Consider the following 18,133-nt stretch of genomic DNA (forward strand, 5'->3'; position numbering starts at 1 on the left):
TCGATCAGTGCTTCGCCATGGTATTCCGGCGCGGACAGGCTGTGCGAAAAATCTGGCTGGGGCGGGAGGGATCGAACCTCCGAATGGCGGAATCAAAATCCGCTGCCTTACCGCTTGGCTACGCCCCAACTGCGAGGGGACGCGGAAGATCGGGCTACCGCGGATTCCCCTCAGGTGCTGCCGGTCTATAGGGAGCGGCGCGGCATTTCAACCGCCTGGAGGGGCAAAATACCGCACGGGCCCAACGACCGCCCTCCTCACTTTATTATGGACCCCGGTGGCTTCGCTCCGGGCCGGCGCCATCCCCGCCTTCCGGCCATTGAGACCGCCCCCGTTTCGTGGGAATACGGCGCCAATATTGTCCACGGGAGTGAGCCATGGCCTACCGCGCGCCGATCTCTGACATGCTGCTGTCGCTCAACCATGGCGCGGGCCTGAAGGCCGCCGTGGAGGCCGGCCATTACGGCGATTTCGACGCGGACATTGCCGCGGCCGTGCTGGAGGAAGCCGGGAAGTTCGCAACCGACGTGCTGGCGCCGCTCAACCAGGTCGGCGACGAGCACGGCATCAAGCTTAGCGACGGCAAGGTCACGACCGCGCCGGGCTGGCCCGACGCCTACAAGCGCTGGACCGAGGGCGGCTGGAACGCCGTCTCGGGCCCCGAAGATTTTGGCGGCCAGGGCCTGCCGCTTGCGATCAACGCCGCCTGCACCGAGATCTGGAGCGCCGCCAACCTCGCTTTCGGCCTCTGCCCGCTGCTGACGGCGTCCGCGATGGAGGCGCTGGAGGCGCATGGCAGCGACGAGCTGAAGAAAATCTATCTCGAGAAGCTTATCTCCGGTGAATGGACCGGCACGATGCAGCTCACCGAGCCGCAGGCCGGCTCCGACGTCGGCGCGCTGCGCACCCGCGCCGATCGGCAGGCCGACGGCACCTACCGCATCAAGGGGACGAAGATCTTCATCACCTATGGCGAGCACGACATGACCGACAACATCGTGCATTTCGTGCTGGCGCGCCTGCCCGACGCGCCCGTCGGCACCAAGGGGATCTCGCTGTTCCTCGTGCCGAAGTTCATGGTCAATGAAGACGGCTCGCTGGGACAGCGCAACGACATCTATGCGAGCGGCGTCGAGCACAAGCTCGGCATGCATGCCTCTCCGACCTGCACCATGACCATGGGCGATCATGGCGGCGCGATCGGCTTCCTGGTCGGCGAAGAGAACCAGGGCATGCGCTGCATGTTCACGATGATGAACCAGGCCCGCCTCGGCGTCGGCCTGGAGGGCGTCGGCGTCGCCGATCGCGCCTATCAGCAGGCGCTGTCCTACGCCCAGGAGCGCAAGCAGGGCCGCGCCGTCGGCAAGAAGGGCGACGGCTCGGATGCGATCTTCGTCCATCCCGACGTCAAGCGCATGCTGATGCGGATGCGGGCGCAGACTGCGGCCGCGCGCACCATCTGCTATGCGACCGCGGTCGCGATCGACGTCTCCACCCGCGCCAAGGACGCGAAGGTGCGCACTGAGGCGGCCGCGCGCGCGGCGCTGCTGACGCCGATCGCAAAGGGCTATTCCACCGACATCGGCAACGAGGTCGCTTATCTCGGCGTGCAGGTGCATGGCGGCATGGGCTTCATCGAGGAGACCGGCGCTGCGCAGCATTATCGCGATGCCCGCATCACGGCGATCTACGAAGGCACCAACGGCATCCAGGCGATCGACCTCGTCACGCGCAAGCTCGCGGCCAATGGCGGTGCCTCGGTCTGGGCGCTGCTCGACGAGCTCTCGACAACCGTCAGCCAAGTCGAGGCCTCAAACGATCCCGCCTTCGGCACCACGGGCACGAAGCTGCGCGAGGCGCTGCAGGCATTGACGCGCACCAGCAAGTGGCTGTTGGAGCGCGTTGCCTCCGCACCGAACGAGGCGCTCGCCGGCGCGACGCCGTATCTCCAGCAATTCGGCGCCACGCTCGGCGGCTGCATGCTGGCCTCCGAGGCGCTCGCCGCCAAGGCCGACGGCACCGCGGATGCCGCACGCTACGTCTCGCTCGCGCGCTTCTTCGCCGAGAACATCACGGTGCAGGCGCCTTCGCTCGAGCGCACGGTGACCGAGAGCGCGGAGTCGGTCGCGGCAGCGGACGCGGTGTTGCTGGGATAAGGCGACGACGCAGGCAACCCGTCATCCTGAGGTGCGAACCATGGGGCGCAATGCGTCCCATGGAGAGCCTCGAAGGATGAGCGGCCCCGATGCAGCCGGGCCGTCGCCCTTCGAGGCCTCCGCTTCGCTCCGGCACCTCAGGGTGACGGTGATAGATTGTGCGACTCTTTCGGGCGTTTGCCCGGCCGCCAAAGCACGACGCCCGCCGCGACGAGATCGAGCACGACGCACAGGGCGAACGCCGTCGTGTAATTGCCGGTGAAGCTCCGCACCAGGCCGACGATGCCGGGGCCGAAGGCGCTGACGATGCCGCTGATCGAGGTGCCCAGGCCCATCGCGGCCGCGAAGGCGGCAGAGCCGATCTCGCGCTGGATGATCAGCGGCGGGAACGTGATCATGTTGCCGATCGAGAAGCCGTAGACGGCGCAGCAGGCCAGCAGCACGGTCGGACTCGTGCTCTGGAGCAGCACGAAGAGAGCGGCGGCCTGGCTCGTCATCGACGCCGCGCAAGCGAGCCGCGGATCCAGTCTATCGACGAACAGGCCGAGCGACACGCGGCCGACCACCGCCATCGCCGCCATGACGGTGACCGCGAGCCCTGCGGCCGAGCGGCCGATCAGCGGTTCGAGAAATGTCACCTGATGAATGATGAAGCCCATCTGCGCCAGCAGCGCGATCGCGATCGGCAGCACCATGGTCCAGAAAGCCGCGTTGGCGAGCAGCGCCTTGCGCGGGTGAGGCGGCGCGGCCGCGCCGTCACCGGAGGGACGTCCGCCCGATGCGTGCGACGCCCCCGCGGGCCAGCCGATGAACGTCACGACCACGGGCAGCACCAGCACCATCATCGCGAATGTGACCACCAGCATCGCGGAACGGAAGCCGATGCTGCCGGTCAGCGACAGCAGCAACGGGATGAGGATGATGCCGCCGCAGGTCGCGCCGTTGAAGGCGAGGCTGAGCGCGAGACCGCGGCGCTGCTCGAACCAGGAGTTCAGTACGGTCGCAATCACCACGGTGCCCATGCCGGTCCAGCCGACCGACATCAGCGCATAGGCGAGATAGAGCTGCCAGGGCGTCTGCATCAGCGCCAGCAGCATGGTCGAGGCGCCGAGCGCCGACAGGCCGCACAGGATCAGCGCGCGCAGCCCGATGCGGGCGAGCAGATCGTCGGTGAAAATGACGAGGACCGAGGTCAGGAGGAACGAGAAGGTGCTGGCCGCGGAGACCAGCGTGCCCGGCCAGCCATGGGCGCGCTGGAGCTCCGCGAGATAGACGCCCTGGCCGTAGAGGCCGAAGCCGAACATGAAGAAGGCCATCAGGAAACAGGCCACCACCACGCGCCAGCCGCGATAGCGCAGCGAGGATTCGTCAACACGCGTTGCTGAAATCATCGATGGAGCAATCGGTCAAAGGAAAAGGAACCAGGCGCAATCGTGCCCCACAACCACCGGTTTTTCAAATGAAACATTGTAGCCGATTGTTGCAATCGCGCAACGGCACATGATGAGCGATTCGGCCGGCCTCGCACCGGCCACGTCACGAGATCGGAGTCGAAAAGCTCGAGCCAGCGCATTGGCACGCCTGCAAGATGATGTAGGCTGACGCCAGCGAGACTCGCCAACGGCAAGAGTCGCGGCGACCGCAGGGGGCTCTCATGCCGAATGGCAATATCGTCGTCACCGAGGAGCGTGGAACGCGCGTGATCACCCTGCGTCGTCCGAGCAAGAAGAACGCGATCACGCAGGACATGTATCGGGAGATGGGCCACGCGATCGACACCGCGCAGAACAACCCCGACATCCGCTGCATGATCATCACCGGCGGCTCCGGCGTGTTCACCGCCGGCGACGACATCGACGATTTCATGCGCGCCGACACCTCGCGCCCCGCGACGCTGTCGGAGGGTACGAAATTCCTCTATTCGCTCGCGCTCAACGCCAAGCCGATCATCGCAGCCGTGGACGGCGCTTCGATCGGCATGGGCACCGTGATGCTGTTCCACTGCGACTACGTGCTCGCCTCGAACGCTGCGACCTTCTCCGCACCCTATATCCATCTCGGGCTCGTTCCGGTCGGCGCCGCCAGCCTCTTGATGCCGAACACGATGGGCTATCAGCGCGCCTTCGCGATGCTGGTGATGGGGCGGACCTTCACCGCCGCCGAGGCGCACGCCGCAGGCTTCGTCAACACCGTGGTCTCGCCGGGACACACCGAGGTCGAGGCGCGCAAGGTGGCGCGCGAAATCTGCCGGCTGCCGGCCGATGCGGTCGCGACCTCGCGCAAGCTCCTGCGCGCCCCGCCCGAAGAGCTCACCCGCCGCATCGACCAGGAAGGCCATCTGTTCGGCGAGCGGCTGAAGTCGGAAGAGGCGGTGGCGGCGTTCAATGCGTTTGCGAACAGGAAGAAGAGATAGGGGGGCTGGCGCGCGCCTCATCCACGCCGTCATTCCGGGGCGCGCGAAGCACGAACCCGGAATCCATCAAGCAGCAGAGCCGGTGGATGAATGGATTCCGGGCTCGACGCTGCGCGTCGCCCCGGAATGACGACAACAACCTTCGTGAAATCTTCGCCGGGAATGACTAGTCTGGTTCCATGCGACATCTCCTCCGCCTGACCGCCTTCACGCTCGCCCTCGCCACCCTCCCCGCCTCGGCCCAGACCGCCGCGCCGGTCGATCTGCGCATCCTCGCGATCAACGATTTTCACGGCAATTTGCGTCCGCCGCCGGGCGGCATCCGCATCGGAGATCCCGAGGACAAGGCCAAGAAGGTCATGGTGGCGGCCGGCGGGGCCGAATACATGGCGACGCTGATCAAGCAGCTGCGCGAAGGACACAGGAACACGATCTTCGTCGCCGCCGGCGACCTGATCGGCGCGAGCCCGTTCCTGTCGGCAATGTTCCACGACGAGCCTTCGATCGAGTCGCTCTCGATGATGGGGCTCGCGATCAGTTCGGTCGGCAATCACGAATTCGACGAGGGCAAGACCGAGCTGCTGAGAATGCAGAACGGCGGCTGCCATCCGGTCGACGGCTGCCAGGGACCGCATCCCTTCACGGGCGCCAAATTCCACTATCTCGCGGCCTCCACCATCGAGACCGCGACGGGCAAGAGCGTGCTGCCGCCCTACGAGATCCGGGAGTTCGAAGGCATCCCCGTCGCCTTCATCGGCCTGACCTTGAAAGAGACCGCGGGCATCGTGTCGCCATCAGGCATTGCCGGTCTCGAATTCCGCGACGAAGCCGAGACGGTGAACGCGCTGGTACCGCAGTTGAAGGCGCGCGGCGTCGAAGCGATCGTGGTGCTGATCCATCAGGGCGGAGAGCCCTCAGGCGATTACAATGAATGCCCCGCCATTACCGGGCCCATCGTCGACATCGTCAAGAAATTCGATCGTGCCGTCGACGTCGTCGTCAGCGGACATACCCATCGCGCCTATGTCTGCGATATCGACGGACGGCTCGTCACCAGCGGCGACAAATACGGCACGCTGGTCACGGCCATCGATCTCAAGCTCGATCCGGCAACGCACGACATCGTGAGTGCCAAGGGCGAGAACGTCATCGTCGCCAATGCCTCGCTGGCGAAGGACCCCGAGCAAACCGCGCTGATCGAGGCCTATGACAAGCTGTCGGCGCCGATCGCCAACCGGCCGGCCGGATCGGTGACGCAGACGCTGTCGCGCGTGCCGAACGAAGCCGGCGAAAGCGCGCTCGGCGATGTCATCGCCGATGCGCAATTGTTCGCAACCCGCGACGCCAAGGATGGCGCCGCCGTCATCGCGCTCACCAATCCCGGCGGCATCCGCACCGATATTGTTCCGAAGGAGAACGGCGCGATCACGTTCGGCGATGTCTTCGCCAGCCAGCCGTTCCGCAATCGCCTCGTCACCATGACGCTGACGGGCAGCCAGCTCAAGGACATGCTGGAACAGCAATGGTTGGACCCGAAGCGGCCGCGGATCCTCCAGGTGTCGAACGGATTCAGCTATGCCTGGGATGCGGCGAAGCCATTCGGCGAGCGCGTGATCCCTGAGAAGATGACGCTGAGCGGCAGGCCGATCGAAGCCGGGAGCGGCTACCGCATCACCCTCAACGACTACCTCGCCGTCGGCGGCGACGGCTTTACCGTCGCCAAACAGGGCACGGCGCCACAATATGGCGGCTACGACGCGGACGCGCTGTTCGCGTTCTTCCGGGCGCACGGGCCGATCGGTCCACTACCACCGACCCGCATCCTGCGCGTGAATTGATCAGAAAACGGGCCGGCGCGGCACGACCCTTTGCCATTGCCGTTCAAACGCCTAGATTGGGTTTTGCATTGCGTTTTGGCGCCGGATGCGCCAAGCGAGTCAAGAGCCGTTTTCTGTGAGGCCGACCTGATGAGCACGCTTCTTCTCTCCCACAAGGCCTGCCTCGACCACGTCACGCCGCCGGGACATCCTGAAAGGCCGGATCGCCTGCGCGCGGTGGAGGAAGCGTTGTCGCACGAGCGTTTCCAGTTTCTGGTGCGCGACCAGGCGCCGGAGGGCGATCTCGATCTCGTCACGCTGTGCCACAACGAGCATTACGTCACCGAGCTGCGCCACATCGCGCCGACCAGCGGCCAGGTCTATATCGACGGCGACACCTCGATGTCGCCGGGCACCTGGGAAGCGGTGATGCGCGGCGTCGGCGGCGCCGTCGCGGCGACCGAAGCGGTGATGGCGGGTGAGCATCGCAACGCCTTCGTCGCGGTGCGCCCGCCCGGGCATCACGCCGAGATCGGCAAGCCGATGGGCTTCTGCTTCTTCGACAATGTCGCGATCGCCGCGCGCCACGCCCAGCGCAAATACGGCATCAAGCGCGCGGCCATCGTCGATTTTGACGTGCATCACGGCAACGGCACGCAGGACATCTTCTGGTCGGATCCGACCGTGATGTACTGTTCGACGCACCAGATGCCGCTGTTTCCGGGCACCGGCGCCAAGAGCGAGCGCGGCGACCACGACACCATCGTCAACGCGCCGCTCGCGTCCGAAGACGGCGGCCCTGAATTCCGCAGCGCGTTCGAGAATCTGATCCTGCCGCAGCTCGAAAAATTCAGCCCCGAGCTGCTCATCATCTCCGCCGGCTTCGATGCGCATTACCGCGATCCGCTGGCCTCGCTGAATTTGCGCGCGGAAGACTATGCCTGGGTGACGCGCAAGCTGATGGACCTCGCCGAGAAGAGCGCTGGAGGCCGCGTTGTTTCGGTGCTCGAGGGCGGCTATGACCTGCAGGGATTGAAAGAATCTGTTACGGCGCATGTCGGCGCCCTGATGGGCGCCTGACGCACCCGCCACATTAAGCCCGCAAAACCCGCCTTCATTGCGAGGCAAGCGAAACGGGCAATCGGAAACGGATATGGCCGAAAACACCCAAATCGACGTCTCCAGGCTCACTTTCGAGCGCGCGATCGAGGAACTCGAAACGATCGTGAAGCGGCTCGAAGACGGCAAGGTGCCGCTCGAGGAATCCGTGACGATCTACGAGCGTGGTGAGGCGCTGAAGCGCCGCTGCGAGGACCTGCTGCGTCAGGCCGAGGCCCGTGTCGACAAGATCACCACCGATGCCAGCGGCCAAGCCACCGGCACCGCGCCGCTCGACGTTCAGTAAGCCAAGGGTTCCACACTCGTGTCTGACCGCGCTTGATCCCCGTCGTAGTGCACGGAGGTCACAGTCGGCTGCCTTTTCATTGATCGCACGGCACCGTCCCGTGCGACATGACGGTTCCATATCTCGGGAACACGATGGATCCCAGTTCTGGAAACGGGCCGTCGGAGGATAAAAAGTTCTGATTCCGACGAAAAAGCCCGCCAAACGGCCGGGCCGGCCAGGAACCCCTCGTCGCGGGGCGCAGTTAACCACTCTGGCCCACCGGTTGCACCTGCATACCCCCAATCGGCCCGGCGGGTTGGCTTTGGCCCAAGCTTTGGTGTAAAGCTGCGCGGAGTGTGGCTTTTTGTAAGCCTTGCGTGGGCACTGATTGCTGACGACAAGTGCTTCAAACTGCTGATGAAATTGGTTGGGACGGGCGACGCCGATCTAAGTGACAGGGATCACAGAGACTGAACCGGAGCGCACTTAAGCTTACCTAAGCTTGAAGACGGGGCCTTGCCCCAAGCAGGTGGCTCCGGTTTGAGGACTCGCGCTGCGCCGATATTGTGCAAACCCATCGCGGACCGGAATGACCTTCCGGCGCTGACAAATTGGAAATCGCTGTGAACGCATACAGTAAAACGCCGCTCCTCGACACCATCCGGACGCCAGAAGATCTGCGCAAGCTCAAGATCGAGCAGGTTCGCCAGGTCGCCGACGAGCTGCGGCAGGAGACCATCGATGCCGTCTCGGTGACCGGCGGTCACTTCGGCGCGGGCCTCGGCGTGGTCGAGCTCACCACCGCGATCCATTACGTCTTCGACACGCCGCGCGACCGGCTGATCTGGGACGTCGGCCACCAGGCCTATCCGCACAAGATCCTCACCGGCCGGCGCGACCGCATCCGCACGCTGCGCACCGGCGGCGGCCTGTCCGGCTTCACCAAGCGCAGCGAGAGCGATTACGATCCGTTCGGCGCGGCGCATTCCTCGACCTCGATTTCCGCCGGCCTCGGCATGGCGGTCGCGCGCGACCTCTCCGGCGGCAAGAACAACGTTATCGCCGTGATCGGTGACGGCGCGATGTCGGCGGGCATGGCCTACGAGGCCATGAACAACGCCGGTGCGATGAATTCGCGCCTGATCGTCATCCTCAACGACAACGACATGTCGATCGCACCTCCGGTCGGCGCCATGAGCGCCTATCTGTCGCGCCTCTATTCGGGCAAGACCTATCGCACGCTGCGCGATGCGGCCAAGCAGATCAACAAGCGCCTGCCCAAGATCATCGCCAACCGCGCCAACCGCGTCGAGGAATACTCCCGCGGCTTCATGATGGACGGCGGCACGCTGTTCGAAGAGCTCGGCTTCTACTATGTCGGCCCGATCGACGGTCACAACCTCGACCATCTCCTGCCCGTGCTGAAGAACGTCCGCGATATGGAGACCGGCCCGATCCTGGTCCACGTCGTGACGCAGAAGGGCAAGGGCTACGGCCCGGCGGAAGCGTCCGCCGACAAGTACCATGCCGTCGTCAAGTTCGACGTCGCGACCGGCACGCAGGCCAAGGCCAAGCCGAACGCGCCGGCCTACCAGAACGTGTTCGGCCAGAGCCTCGTCAAGGAAGCGCAGAAGGACGAGAAGATCGTCGCCATCACCGCGGCCATGCCGTCGGGTACCGGCGTCGACATCTTCAACAAGGCGTTCCCCGACCGCACCTTCGACGTCGGCATCGCCGAGCAGCACGCGGTGACGTTCGCTGCCGGTCTTGCCAGCGAAGGCTACAAGCCGTTCTGCGCGATCTACTCCACCTTCCTCCAGCGCGGCTACGACCAGATCGTGCATGACGTCGCGATCCAGAACCTGCCCGTACGCTTCGCGATCGACCGTGCTGGCCTCGTGGGCGCCGATGGCGCCACCCATGCCGGCTCGTTCGACAACGCCTATCTCGGCTGCCTGCCGAACATGGTGATCATGGCGGCGGCGGACGAAGCCGATCTCGTGCACATGGTCGCAACTCAGGTCGCGATCGACGACCGTCCGAGTTCGCTGCGTTATCCGCGCGGCGAAGGCCGCGGCATCGAGATGCCCGAGGTCGGCATTCCGCTCGAAATCGGCAAGGGCCGCATGATCCGAGAGGGCAGCAAGATCGCCCTGCTCTCCTTCGGCACGCGCCTCGCCGAATGCGAGAAGGCGGCCGACGAGCTCGCAGCCCATGGCCTCTCGACCACGATCGCCGATGCGCGCTTCATGAAGCCGCTCGACACCGAGCTGGTGCTCAAGCTCGCCCGCGACCACGAGATCCTGATCACGATCGAGGAAGGCGCGGTCGGCGGCTTTGGCTCGCATGTCGCCCAGTACCTGACCGACCAGGGCGTGCTCGACACCGGCATGGTCAAGTTCCGCTCGATGGTGCTGCCCGACGTGTTCCAGGACCACGACACGCCGGCGGCGATGTACGGCCGCGCCGGTCTCGACGCCAAGGGCATCGTCGCCAAGGTGTTCGAAGCGCTCGGCAAGGACGTCAAGGCCGAGACGGTCAAGCTGGCTTGAGCTGGTTTCACCTCTCCCGCTTGCGGGAGAGGTCGGATCGCGAAGCGATGCGGGTGAGGGCTTTCGCCTCTTGGGGGCTCTCGCCTGTGGAGACACCCTCTCCCCAACCCTCCCCCGCAAGCGGGAGAGGGAGCACAGTTTTCGCCGCGGTTCGCAGCTCGCCTGATTTCTCCGACGGTCATCCATGAAAATCTATCTGGCAGGCCCCGACGTGTTCCTGCCGGATGCGGTCGAGATCGGCCGGCAGAAGGTTGCGATCTGCGCTTCGCACGGGCTCACCGGCCTCTATCCCCTCGACAACGCGATCGACCTCACCTTGCCTGATGCCTCGCGCCGGATTTTCTGTGGCAACGAGGCGATGATGGATGCGGCCGACGCCATCATCGCAAATCTCACCCCGTTTCGCGGCGCAGGCGCCGATCCCGGCACCGTCTACGAGCTCGGCTACATGGCCGGGCGGCGCAAACTTTGCCTCGCCTATTCCAACGACGGCGCCGTCTATGCCGACCGCGTCGGCCGTTTCATGGACGTCGCCTCCGAGGACGGACGGCTGGTCGACGCACAGGGACTGACAATCGAGGATTTCGGCCTCGTCGACAACCTCATGATGATCCATGCGCTGGAGCTGCACGGCTGCCCGCTGGTGACGCCGGCGCAGATGCCGATCGACGTCTGGCACGATCTCGCCGCGTTCGAGGCTTGCGTCCGGATGGCGGCTGCGCGATTGATCGTTACATAAGCACGTCAGTCGTGCCCAGTCAGTCGTGTCCATGAGAGCGTGATGTCCCCTGCCCGCAAGCGCGCGGATGTATTGCTGGTCGAGCGCGGCCTGTTCGAGAGCCGGGCGCGGGCGCGCGCCGCGATCGAGGCCGGCCTCGTCACGGCTGACGACAAGCCGGTTTCAAAACCATCGGAGACGATCGCCGAGGATGCGGTGATCCAGGCCGAACCGGCGCATCCCTATGTCTCCCGCGGCGGCGTCAAGCTCGCGGGGGCGCTGGAGCACTACCCGATCGAGATCGAGGACCATGTCTGCCTCGACGTCGGCGCATCCACCGGCGGTTTCACTGAAGTGCTGCTGGCCAACGGCGCGAGCCTTGTATTCGCCATCGATGTCGGCACCAGCCAGCTGCATCCCTCGTTGCGCGGCCATCCCAAGATCGTGTCGATGGAGGAGACCGATATCCGGTCCTACGAAGGCAAACGTCTGCCGGCGCGGCCCGACATCGTTGTCATCGACGTCAGCTTCATCTCGCTCAAGACGGTGCTGCCGGTGGCGCTGTCGCTGGCGGCGGCGCCCATGAGCCTGCTGGCACTGATCAAGCCGCAATTCGAGGCGGAGCGAAAGCACAACAAGAAGGGCATCATCCGCGACACCGCTGTGCACCGGGAAGTCTGCGACGACATCGCGGCGTTCGCCGCCTCGCTCGGCTGCACCGATATCGAGGTGTTTCCGTCATCGATCACGGGCGGCGACGGCAATGTCGAATTCTTCCTGGGCGCGCACCGTGGTTGAGCGCCTGACCATCGACCATGTCGGCCATCGCGGCGACGGTATCTCGCTCGCGGCGAGCGAAGCGATCTACGTGCCCTATGCGCTTCGAGGCGAGACCGTCGAGGTCGACCAGGTCGCAGGCCACCATCCCGACCGCCGCAAGCTGCTCGCAGTCGACGTCGCAAGCCCCGAGCGCATCGCGCCATTCTGTCCGCATTTCGGTGTCTGTGGCGGCTGTGCGATCCAGCACTGGGCGGCTGAGCCGTATCAGGCCTGGAAGCGCGGCATCGTGGTCGAGACGTTGGTGCAGGCCGGCGTCGATTGCGAGGTGGCACCGCTGGTCGATGCCCACGGCGCCGGCCGCAGGCGCATCACGCTGCACGGCCGCTTCGGCACGCACGACATCCTCAAGGTCGGCTTTTCCGCGACGAGCTCGCACGACGTCATTCCGATTCATCGCTGCCCCATCCTCGATCCCGCACTCGAGGGGGCGCTCGATGCCGCCTGGGCGCTCGCCGAACAGCTGACCACGAAAATGCCGGTGACGAAGCCGCTCGACATCCAGGTCACCGCGACCGCCAGCGGCCTCGATGTCGACGTGCGCGGCTCCGGCCCACTGCCGACGCCGCTGGTCACGGCGCTGTCGCGCGTCGCCGAGCAGCACCGCCTGGCACGATTGACGCGGCACGGCGAGCTGGTGCTGCAACGCTTGCCGCCGACGGTAAGGATGGGACGCGCGGAGGTGACGCTGCCGCCGGGCTCGTTCCTGCAGGCGACCGTCGCAGGCGAAGAGACGCTTGCGGCGCTCGTCGCCGAGCGCGTCGGCAAGGCCAAGGAGATCGCAGACCTCTTCTGCGGCGTTGGCCCGTTCGCGTTGAGGCTGGCCGAGAAGGCGCGCATCGCCGCCTTTGACAGCGATGCCGGCGCCATCGCGGCGCTTGCGAAGGCGGCGCGCACACCGGGCCTGAAGCCGATCAAGGCCGAGCCGCGCGATCTGTTCCGCCGCCCGCTGGTGCCGCCGGAGCTGCGCGACTTCGACGCTGTCGTATTCGATCCTCCGCGCCAGGGCGCGCAGGCCCAGGCGTTGAAACTCGCCGCGAGCAAGGTGCCCGTCGTGGTGGCGGTGTCCTGCAACGTCGCGACCTTCGCCCGCGACGCACGCCTGCTGATCGACGGTGGCTACAAGATCGACAGCATCGTGCCGGTCGATCAGTTCCGGCACACGCCGCATGTGGAGCTGGTGGCGCGGTTCAGCCGGTAACGTCGTATCATGCTCTAAGCCGACGGCTCGAATTGCGGCTGCCATCGCAGCAAATAGGACTGCAACGAACGCACCGCGATTGCCAGCAGGATGCCGACGAACATCATGACGAAGATGGCGACCATCATCTCGCTGGCATTGGCCCGCGCCTCGGCTTCGATGATGAGCTTGCCGAGCCCGCGCTCGGCGCCGATGAATTCACCGACGATGACGCCGATCAATGCAAAAGACACGGCCGGCAGCAGCGACGCGAACACCCAGGCCAGCGCGGACGGGATCACGACCGTGCGCAGCACAGTGAATTCGCTGGCGCCGAGAAGACGGGCGGCGGCGATCTGGTCGCGGTCGACTGCACGCGTTCCCTCAAAGGTGTTGAAGAACACCACGAAGAACACGACGAGCCAGGCCGTGGCGATCTTGGAGAGATCGCCGAGACCGAAGATCAGGATGACGAGCGGCACCAGCGCGATGCGCGGTATCGAGTTGAGCGCCACGATATAGGGTCCGAACACGCGGGCCAGGAAATCCGAACGACCGAGGATCAGGCCTGCCGCGATGCCGCTCGCCGAGCCAAACAGAAAGCCCCACCAGGTGTTCTTCAGCGTGACGAGCGTCGCCAGCCACAGATTATTGTCGTTGCCCTTGATGCAGGCGGCAAAGCCGGCAGCGTCAGAGAAGCAGCCAAGCCGCAGAAAACTCTGCCAGATCAGCGATGGCTTGGCGACGAAATAGGGATCGAGGATCTTTGGCACGTAGGCCTTCGGCAGCAACGCCTTGCTCCATTCGAAGCCCCACTGCCAGATGACGAGAACTGCGGCGAGAATGGCCAGTTGCCAGAACAGGATGACGGGGCGGCTGTTGGACATGGTCAATCGGCCCTGGTGCGGCGGAATTCTTCGCCGAGCGAATGCCAGATGTGGGAATAGAGCCGGCCGAACTCGGCGGTTTCGCGCACGCCCACGGGATCGCGCGGACGCGGGATGGCGACGTCGAAGTCTTCCTTGAGACGTCCGGGCCGCGCCGAGAGCAGGATGATGCGGCTCGCCAGCGTCAAGGCCTCGCCGAGATCGTGCGTCACGAACAGCACCGTCTGCCGCTCGCGTTCCCAGATCTCCAGCAGCGTCTTGTGCATCTCGAGCTTGGTATGGGTGTCGAGCGCGCCGAACGGCTCGTCCATCAGCAGGATTTCGGGCTCCAGGATCAGCGTGCGCATCAAGGCGACACGCTGGCGCATGCCGCCGGACAGCATGCGCGGAAAGCTCTGCGCAAAACCTGTGAGCCCGGCCTTCTCGATGGCCGCATCGACGCGCCCTGCGCGCGCGGCCTTCGGCAGCCGCGCGATCTCCAGCCCATAGCCGATGTTCTGCTCCACGGTCCGCCAGGGAAACAGCGTATCCCGCTGGAAGACATAGCCGACCCTGGGGTTGACCTTGCCGGTCTCGACCGTGTCCTCGTCGATCAGGATGCGTCCGCCCGAGCGCGGCAACAGCCCGGCGACCATGTTGAGGATGGTGCTCTTGCCGCAGCCGGATGGACCGAGCAGCGCGACGAATTCGCCCTGCTTGACCTCGAAGGACACGTCATCCACCGCCACGAACTCGCGGCCGGACGCGTTGAAGCGTTTGGCAAGACCCTGCACGGCAATGCGGGTGCGCGCCGCCGCTGTTTGATCCTCGCCTCGCGCGAGCGCGAGGCCCTGGCCTGGCGCGGCGATCATTTGTATTTTGCCCTGGCCGCCTGGAGGAAGCTCATGTCGACGACATCCTCGTATCTGGTCTCGGGAATGTCGGTTCCCTTGCGGTACCACGGCTTGGCGCCGCGTTCGAACGAGGGCTTGTCGATGACACCGTCATAGGCCCAGGTCGACTTGTCGAAGCCGAGCTCGGCACTGACGGCGTCGGGGTCGATGCCCGAGAAATATTTCGGCGTGACCAGCGCCTGCACCTCGGCGAGCGGCGTCGCCTTCACGAAGGCCATGGCGCGGTAGATCGCGTTGACATAGGCCTGCACCATCGCCTTGTCCTGCTCGACCGTGTCCTGGAGCGTATAGATCACGAGAACGGGCAGCGTCCCGCCGAAATCCTTCTCGAACACGCCGGGTTTTGACGTGTCGTAGATCGTCCTGCCAAAACCCTTCTTCTCGACCTCGACGATCCAGCTCGGCGGCGCCATGATGGCGTCGAACTGCTTGGTCTGGAGCGAGGGGAACATCGTGTTGGTCCCGCCGCCCGCGACCCAGTTCACCTTGCTGCCGAGCCCGCGCGCTTCGAACACGTAGGTGCCGAACACCCAGGTGCCCGAGCCGATGGCGGTCGCGGCGACGATCGGCTTGGCGCCGTCCGGACGCTTGTAGTCCGCGAGCTTCTCGACCGAATTGATGCCGCTCTCGTAGAGGTCCTGCCGGACCATGATGCTGGCATAGGAGCACACCATCTCGGTCGCGAGCAGGATCTTGCACGGCTTGCCGCGCGCGCCGAGCTGGAGCGGATGGCTGGCGTCGCCATGCGCGAACAGCGCTTGCCCCGCCGCCAGCGTCTGGCGACCGAATGTGCCGGCATTGCCGGTGACGAGCTTGGAATCGAGCCCTTCGTCCTTGAAGTAGCCCTTCAGCTCCGCGATCATGCCGATGGCATAGACCGGCGAGACCGGCCCGAACGCGAGCGAGACCTGCTTGGCCTCGGCGCGCAGCTGCCCCGGCAGCAGCGATGCGCCGGCCCATGCGGAGCCCGCGATCAGCGCCTGACGCCTGGTAATGCTCATGTGCTCCTCCTCCCTTGGTTTGTTCGATTGCGCCGGTCAGTCAGGACGGCGCGACCTTGATCGTTCCTGCCTGGCGCAGCGCTTCGACGTCCTTCGGGGAGATGCCGATCTCGCGCAGGATCTCGCCGCTGTGCTCACCGATCCCTGGAGGATCGTAGCGGTTGGGCAGGCGCCTTCCGTCCATGGAAATCGGCAACAGCGGCGTCTTGGCCTCGCCGCCGTCAGGCAGCCTGATGTCGGTCAGGCCGCCCGACTGGTTGAGGTGCGGATCATCGAAGAGATCACCGGGCTTGTTGACGGGCGCATAGGGCAGATCGAGCTGCTCGAGGCGCGCGGCGAGATCGGCCTTGTCCCATTGCTTGAAGATCTTCGCGATCTCGGGGATCAGCCAGCTGCGGTGATCGACGCGGTCGTTGCTCGTCGCAAAGCGGGGATCGGTAAGCCAGACCTCCCGATCGAAGGCACGGCAGAACGCTTCCCATTGCTCTTCACCGACGATGGTGACGAACAGCTTCGAGCCGTCTTTGGTGTCGAAGAGATCGTAAACCGGCCACGGGCTGTCCTTGATCGAATACGGAATCGAGGGCTGGCCGCTGACCACCTCGCACATCATGGCTTGCGCCATCAGGAACACGTTGTTCTCGTACAGCGCACTCTGGATGTAGCGACCCCGGCCGGTTCGCTGCCGCTCGGCGAGCGCAGCCTGGATCGCGATCACGCCGAACATGCCGCCCATGATGTCGTTGACCGAGGCACCGGCGCGCATGGGACGGTCGGGCAAGCCGGTCATGTAGGCAAGGCCACCCATCATCTGCACGACCTCGTCCAGCGCGAGACGGTTCTCGTAAGGGCCGGGCAAATAGCCCTTGAGCGAGCAATAGATCAGGCGTGGTGCAAAGGCCGCGACGCTCTCGTAATCGAGGCCGATCCGCTTCAACAGGCCCGGTCGAAAATTCTCGATCAGAACGTCGCTGTTCTCGATCAGTTTGCGCGCGATGCTCTGGCCTTCCGGGGTCGACGTATCCAGCGCGATGCTGCGTTTGTTGCGGCTGTAGGTCGCAAAGAAGCCTGCGGCGGGCCCTTTGAAATAGCGGGTGCGGTCGCCCTTGGGCGGCTCGACCTTGATCACGTCGGCGCCGAGATCGGCGAGGATCAGGCCGCAGCTCGGCCCCATCACCATCTGGCTGAACTCGATCACACGAAGGCCTGCCAGCGGACGAAGCTCCGATGCCGTCTCACGCGCAGCGATGGTCATGCCGCGCTCCGCAGAACCTTGGGAACGCCGGCCTCGTGCAGATGCCCCGTCAGATGTTTTGCCGGGATATGGCGGGCGAGAATCTCGCGCGTTTGCATCAGGCGGTCGAGGTCGATGCCGGTGGAGAGCCCCATGCGCTCCAGCATGAACACGAGATCCTCGGTGACGATGTTGCCGCGCGCACCGGGAGCAAAGGGACAGCCACCGAGGCCGGACACCGCGGCGTCGAAACGGCGAATGCCCGCTTCGAGGCCGGCGACGGCATTGGCGAGGCCCGCACCGAGCGTATCGTGCAGATGCAGCCGCAGCGTCATTTGCGAGCCGACCTCGCGCCGCACGGCCGTCACGATCTGCCCGACCGATCTTGGGGTCGCATAACCGACGGTGTCGGCAAGCCCGATCTCGTCGGCCCGGGCTTCGGCAAAAGCGCGCGCAACCCGGCACACGGCTGCTTCGCTCACCTCGCCTTCCAGCGAGCAGCCGAAGGAGGTGGAGATCGCGCCCATCAGTTGCGGCTGCTGATCCGCGGGGCGGGCATCGATCGCGGCGCGGACTGCGCGAAACCCGTCGAGCTGCTCCTCGACCGAGCGACGCACATTGGCGCGATTATGCGTCTCGCTTGCCGAGATGACGAAATAGACGGCATTGACGCCGGCGCCGATGGCGCGCTCGGCGCCCTTCGGGTTCGGCACCAGCGCGCCAATGGTTGCAGATTTGTGTGTGAGCGCATGCGCCATCACGGCGTCGACGTCGGCGAATTGCGGCACGACCTTTGGCGGGACGAACGATCCGGCATCGATCTCGCGTACGCCCGCCGCGGCGATCGCGTCGATCAGCGCGCATTTGGCGTCGGTGGGAACGAAGACGTCCAGGTTCTGAAGACCATCGCGAGGGGCCACCTCGCAAATGTGGACATCGGGCGTGCGCGCCATCGGGCTCTCCCTGGGTCGATTGTATATTGTTGCATAAAAGAACAATCCATGGGACAGTCTGTCAAGCCCTAAAACTTGCGTGCACTGCAATGATCGCATCCGACA

The 18,133-nt window shown here is 65.2% G+C and carries 15 protein-coding genes and 1 tRNA gene; 9 read left to right on the top strand and 7 right to left on the bottom strand.

Annotation, left to right across the window (positions count from 1 at the left end; all coding sequences use genetic code 11):
- Positions 1–53: 53 nt before the first annotated feature.
- Positions 54–128: transfer RNA gene (locus NLM27_RS21745), tRNA-Gln, on the bottom strand.
- Between the two features lie 249 nt (positions 129–377).
- Here NLM27_RS21745 and NLM27_RS21750 point away from each other — a divergent pair.
- Entirely contained in the window at positions 378–2,156 is a 1,779-nt protein-coding gene (locus NLM27_RS21750) for an acyl-CoA dehydrogenase (protein WP_254145261.1), read from the top strand.
- Positions 2,157–2,293: 137 nt separating this feature from the next.
- On the opposite strand, the gene NLM27_RS21755 is transcribed toward NLM27_RS21750, so the two are convergent.
- On the bottom strand, positions 2,294–3,547 hold the full coding sequence (locus NLM27_RS21755; protein ID WP_254145262.1) for an MFS transporter: 1,254 nt from the start codon (positions 3,545–3,547) through the stop codon (positions 2,294–2,296).
- 263 nt (positions 3,548–3,810) lie between these two features.
- Here NLM27_RS21755 and NLM27_RS21760 point away from each other — a divergent pair, with 263 nt between their 5' ends.
- From NLM27_RS21760 to NLM27_RS21795, 8 genes are all read left to right on the top strand, one after another.
- Positions 3,811–4,569 carry an enoyl-CoA hydratase-related protein gene (locus tag NLM27_RS21760; protein ID WP_254145263.1) on the top strand — a complete coding sequence of 253 codons (759 nt, stop codon included), beginning with the start codon at positions 3,811–3,813 and terminating at the stop codon, positions 4,567–4,569.
- A gap of 179 nt (positions 4,570–4,748) precedes the next feature.
- The gene (locus NLM27_RS21765) at positions 4,749–6,407 is read left to right on the top strand and encodes a bifunctional UDP-sugar hydrolase/5'-nucleotidase (protein WP_254145264.1); all 1,659 of its coding nucleotides are present in this window, start codon (positions 4,749–4,751) and stop codon (positions 6,405–6,407) included.
- A 129-nt stretch (positions 6,408–6,536) separates the two neighbouring features.
- Positions 6,537–7,466 (top strand): histone deacetylase family protein, encoded by a 930-nt coding sequence (locus tag NLM27_RS21770; protein WP_254145265.1) that lies wholly within the window; start codon positions 6,537–6,539, stop codon positions 7,464–7,466.
- Positions 7,467–7,539: 73 nt separating this feature from the next.
- A complete protein-coding gene (locus NLM27_RS21775; protein WP_008551229.1) occupies positions 7,540–7,791 on the top strand; it encodes an exodeoxyribonuclease VII small subunit in 252 nt (83 codons plus the stop codon).
- A gap of 605 nt (positions 7,792–8,396) precedes the next feature.
- Entirely contained in the window at positions 8,397–10,325 is a 1,929-nt protein-coding gene (dxs, locus tag NLM27_RS21780) for a 1-deoxy-D-xylulose-5-phosphate synthase (protein WP_254145266.1), read from the top strand.
- A gap of 184 nt (positions 10,326–10,509) precedes the next feature.
- Positions 10,510–11,064: a nucleoside 2-deoxyribosyltransferase gene (locus NLM27_RS21785; RefSeq protein WP_254145267.1), complete on the top strand. Its 555-nt coding sequence runs from the start codon at positions 10,510–10,512 to the stop codon at positions 11,062–11,064.
- Positions 11,065–11,106: 42 nt separating this feature from the next.
- A complete protein-coding gene (locus NLM27_RS21790; protein ID WP_254145268.1) occupies positions 11,107–11,841 on the top strand; it encodes a TlyA family RNA methyltransferase in 735 nt (244 codons plus the stop codon).
- Complete coding sequence (locus tag NLM27_RS21795; RefSeq protein ID WP_254148897.1) at positions 11,834–13,081, top strand: methyltransferase; 1,248 nt, start codon at positions 11,834–11,836, stop codon at positions 13,079–13,081. Before NLM27_RS21790 ends, NLM27_RS21795 begins: the two co-directional genes overlap by 8 nt.
- A gap of 14 nt (positions 13,082–13,095) precedes the next feature.
- On the opposite strand, the gene NLM27_RS21800 is transcribed toward NLM27_RS21795, so the two are convergent.
- Genes NLM27_RS21800 through NLM27_RS21820 form a run of 5 tightly spaced genes read right to left on the bottom strand, consistent with a single transcriptional unit; the run spans position 13,096 to position 18,028 of the window.
- Positions 13,096–13,947: an ABC transporter permease gene (locus NLM27_RS21800; RefSeq protein WP_254145269.1), complete on the bottom strand. Its 852-nt coding sequence runs from the start codon at positions 13,945–13,947 to the stop codon at positions 13,096–13,098.
- A gap of 2 nt (positions 13,948–13,949) precedes the next feature.
- Entirely contained in the window at positions 13,950–14,798 is an 849-nt protein-coding gene (locus NLM27_RS21805) for an ABC transporter ATP-binding protein (protein ID WP_254145270.1), read from the bottom strand.
- A complete protein-coding gene (locus NLM27_RS21810; RefSeq protein ID WP_254145271.1) occupies positions 14,795–15,841 on the bottom strand; it encodes an ABC transporter substrate-binding protein in 1,047 nt (348 codons plus the stop codon). Before NLM27_RS21810 ends, NLM27_RS21805 begins: the two co-directional genes overlap by 4 nt.
- A gap of 40 nt (positions 15,842–15,881) precedes the next feature.
- Positions 15,882–17,096: a CaiB/BaiF CoA-transferase family protein gene (locus tag NLM27_RS21815; protein ID WP_254145272.1), complete on the bottom strand. Its 1,215-nt coding sequence runs from the start codon at positions 17,094–17,096 to the stop codon at positions 15,882–15,884.
- Complete coding sequence (locus NLM27_RS21820) at positions 17,093–18,028, bottom strand: hydroxymethylglutaryl-CoA lyase (RefSeq protein ID WP_254145273.1); 936 nt, start codon at positions 18,026–18,028, stop codon at positions 17,093–17,095. Before NLM27_RS21820 ends, NLM27_RS21815 begins: the two co-directional genes overlap by 4 nt.
- Positions 18,029–18,133: the final 105 nt, after the last annotated feature.

Source organism: Bradyrhizobium sp. CCGB12 (assembly GCF_024199845.1).
Classification (GTDB): Bacteria; Pseudomonadota; Alphaproteobacteria; order Rhizobiales; family Xanthobacteraceae; genus Bradyrhizobium.